The organism is Leifsonia sp. CL147, assembly GCF_900114565.1.
Classification (GTDB): domain Bacteria; phylum Actinomycetota; class Actinomycetes; order Actinomycetales; family Microbacteriaceae; genus Leifsonia.
Map to the genome: position 1 here is coordinate 1 of NZ_FOTM01000032.1, position 3,451 is coordinate 3,451.

Sequence of the window (3,451 nt, forward strand, 5' to 3'; positions counted from 1 at the left end):
ATGTCCCACCTGCCGAGTACGAGCAAGCCCACTACGCGACCCTCACCCGAGAGCCGCAACCCGCATAGGAGCGGCAGGAAACCTGGGGCGCTTCAACGTGACCGCGCAAACCGGCCCGGCACCGACCACAATCACCACCGTGTTCAACACCGACTACTGCTACAACTCCGGATCCGCCGCCCCCACCTGCTCCACCACAAGCAGCACCGACCGGTCGCAGCTGCAATGGCCCAAAGACAACCTCAGCGGCGGCCTGACCACGGCGTACACGTATGACGGCTCCGGGCGGATCAAGACAGTCGCCCAATCCGGTGGCAGCTCCGCGAACACCTGGAACTACACCTACGACGCCCGCGGCAACCGGCTCACCGCCGTAGTCACCGGCGCCACCCCCTCCTCACAAACCCTGACCTACAACGCCGCGAACCAGATCACCACCACCGGATACTCCTACGACGGCGCCGGAAACCTCACCGCCGCACCAGGTGCGACCTACACGTACAACGGGGCGCAGCAGATGACCCAAGCCGTCACCGGCAGCGTCACCTCCACCTACACCTACGCCGGCGCCAGCCAGAACCAGGTGCTCTCGGAGACGTTCTCTGGCAGCACCTACAAGCTCACCTACGGTCGGCCTGGTCAGAACGGGTTGCCCACGATCGAGCAGTACAAGGTCGGATCCGGTCAGGCTTACGTGTTCTCCGACCCGAAGACCGGGCAGCCGGTCATGCTCTCCACCAGCTCCGACCAGGACTGCCTCTACGTGATGGACGGCATCGGCAACCCGGTGGGCCTGCTCACCGACTTCGCCACCAACGCCTTCACCTTCGCCTACGACCCCTACGGGGCAGCGAACCTCACCGCCGGCGGCGCCGGCAACGGGTACACCCAAAACCCCTACCTGTTCAAAGCCGGCATCCAAGACCGCGCCACCGGCCTCGTCAAGTTCGGGCTCCGCTGGTACAACCCCACCACCGGCACCTGGACCCAACAAGACACATTGGATGCCCCCCTCGACCCGGCCAACGCCAACCGGTACGCCTTCGCGGGCGGCGACCCCATCAACGGGAGCGACCCGAGTGGGCGCTTGGACGATGCGAGTGCCATTCTGATAGGTGCGGCCGCTGAAGTCGGTGTCGATCTCATCGGTGGTGGCCTGATAGCGGCCACAGGTGGAGCTGCTGCAATCCCAATCGGAATTCTCTATGGTGCTATCGGTGGGGCAATCGGTGGCGGCGTTACAGCGAGGCTAGAAGGGACAGCTCAAGCCAGATCAGCGCCCGATCGCCTGAAGGTGCACTCACCGACGGAATTGCCGGAATCTTCTGAGTAGCGTTCTGCTATGACGATCGACCCGGGAACACCCGAAGGGCGACGGAGAAGACGCCGAGGGCTGATCGTATATGTGTCGACGATCGTGGCCCTCGCGGTTCAAGGGATCTTTTTGGTGGCTGCCCTCCGAAAGCCCAACGAGCTATCGTTGTGGATCTTGTGGGCCAGTGTATTGGTCCTTCTAATTGCCGCCTTTGTTGTCGAGGCGAAAGTAGAGGCACGGCGGCGGCGATCTGGTCGATAACCGCGACCCAGGCTGTAAAGCGATATGCTAACAGGTTACACCTGACATAGTTCGCTTCTCAGCTACAAATTAGCGCTTCAAAACGCGGCTACAAATCTGCTAGACTTGGGGTATGCCGCCGCGTTGGGAACCTTCCAGTGACAAGCACGGCGTGTCCCGCCGGGACCAGGCGTACGCGATCATTCACGCGACTTACGTGAACATCACGGACGAACCGGCTCCGGTGGGCGGGCAGATCGTGGTCTATATCGGCCCGGAGCACGCACAGACGGATCGCGAGCTGGAGATCCTGGTGCTCGAGTTCCCGGAGTCGGGTCGCGAGGCCTCGATCTTCCATGCAATGTCGTTGGGACCGAAATGGCGTCGATATCGAGAGGAGAACCCTGATGGCCGGAGATGAGATTGACTTCGACGCGCTAGCGGCGCGTCTGACCGACCCGAATGTTGAGATCGGTTCCAAGAAGGTGCTGCGCGGAAAAGAGGCCGCCGCATACGGGCGTGCCATGCTGCTGCGCGAGTACGGCAGCGAGGAGGCCCTCGCGGCAGCGCTGATCGCACCAGGTCGGCCGAAGCTGGGCAGCGGCCGGCGCGGCCCGTCGCCAACCGTGCGGGCGCGGATCTCCGAACAGGATTTTGCCGAGCTTGCGCAGCTGCGGGAAGAGACCGGCCGGACCGAGGCCGACCTGGTGCGCGAGGGCGTGCACCTACTGCTGGCGCAGCATAAGCGGGCGAGCTGACCACTGTCGGGGCGGCCTGAGTTGCCTTCGGCACCTCGTGGGGGAACGTTCCCCCACGCCTCCTCGGGCCGCGGCGCTCAGGCGCACCACGGGACGATGAGTACGGTTGGCCGCCTCTCTGGACGGGGCTGCTGCCAGCTGGGACAGCGGGTGAGGTTGCTGCTTGAGAACGGGCGGAACCTTCTGCGGTGAACTGTGGGAGTCCGAGAATGAGCATGGTTTTCCTTGATCCGGCCGAGGTATACGACAAGTCGGCGGAGATTGCCGAGGCCGGCCAGAGGCGGTCATTCGCTATATGAATGGCCGATAACGCGGCCCACGATTCCGACGTGCTGAGAACAGATCCTGCTGAGTCGGAAATACTCCCGTTCTGACCAACACCCGCTCCTGTCGGTTTAACTCGCGAGAGTTGCACGAGACGTAGAAGGTCCAGTGTTGCGCACGTTAGACCGTCTCTACTGGTCAGGCTGGGTTCTCGCGAGGGTTGAAGGTGCGTTCGAAGGGTTCTGCGGGACGCTCTTACGGCTGAGGCGGATCGCCGAATTAATTAGCAGCGAAACCAAGGCGGCGCTTATCACCAGTTGAAGGGTTACCAGGAGAATCCACGCCAGCGAGTCCCCAGGGCCGATGATGCCACCGGTCACAACCCGCCCGACACCCCACACGAACGTCGCCCCCGTCACTAGAGCGAGGAACCAGCTGGCCGGACTTCGATGCGTCATCTGCCACCACGGGCGCGGAGGATCGACCGGTTCGCCGTGGCCCCGAAACAGGCGCGCGCTGCACACCCAGAACCCGACGGCCAGCGCCAGCGATCCGAGGTCGGCGGCGACCGGATCGACGAAGGCGGGCAACACGTATTCGGTCAGATACAAATAACCCATGAGGATGCAAAAGCAGACAACGACGAACCCAGCGCGCCAACCGCCCACAATCCGCACGGGCTTGCGGAATGGATTCGTCTGGCCGGTCTGGCGATCCATCATCGAATACTCCCGTTCACCGCGGTTCGAGCCGCATTGTCACAGGCTACCTTCAGCAACCGGGACTGGTGCAGCGGAGGGTGACAGTTTCGGTTTAGGCCGCGAGGGCCAGGTTGTTGTTCATGATGGTCTCGAACTCGATGGGCGTCAAACGG

The 3,451-nt window shown here is 63.1% G+C and carries 4 protein-coding genes; 3 read left to right on the forward strand and 1 reads right to left on the reverse strand.

All coding sequences use genetic code 11. The features are described 5' to 3' along the window. Positions 1-139: 139 nt before the first annotated feature. From BM287_RS17325 to BM287_RS17335, 3 genes are all read left to right on the forward strand, one after another. The gene (locus BM287_RS17325; RefSeq protein ID WP_139230732.1) at positions 140-1,333 is read left to right on the forward strand and encodes an RHS repeat-associated core domain-containing protein; all 1,194 of its coding nucleotides are present in this window, start codon (positions 140-142) and stop codon (positions 1,331-1,333) included. A 355-nt stretch (positions 1,334-1,688) separates the two neighbouring features. Continuing rightward, positions 1,689-1,976, forward strand: coding sequence for a hypothetical protein (locus tag BM287_RS17330; protein WP_139230733.1), 288 nt, complete (start codon positions 1,689-1,691; stop codon positions 1,974-1,976). Continuing rightward, on the forward strand, positions 1,963-2,313 hold the full coding sequence (locus BM287_RS17335) for a hypothetical protein (protein ID WP_090042278.1): 351 nt from the start codon (positions 1,963-1,965) through the stop codon (positions 2,311-2,313). Before BM287_RS17330 ends, BM287_RS17335 begins: the two co-directional genes overlap by 14 nt. Positions 2,314-2,768: 455 nt before the next feature. On the opposite strand, the gene BM287_RS17340 is transcribed toward BM287_RS17335, so the two are convergent. Next, a complete protein-coding gene (locus BM287_RS17340) occupies positions 2,769-3,296 on the reverse strand; it encodes a hypothetical protein (RefSeq protein ID WP_139230734.1) in 528 nt (175 codons plus the stop codon). Between the last annotated feature and the right edge of the window lie 155 nt (positions 3,297-3,451).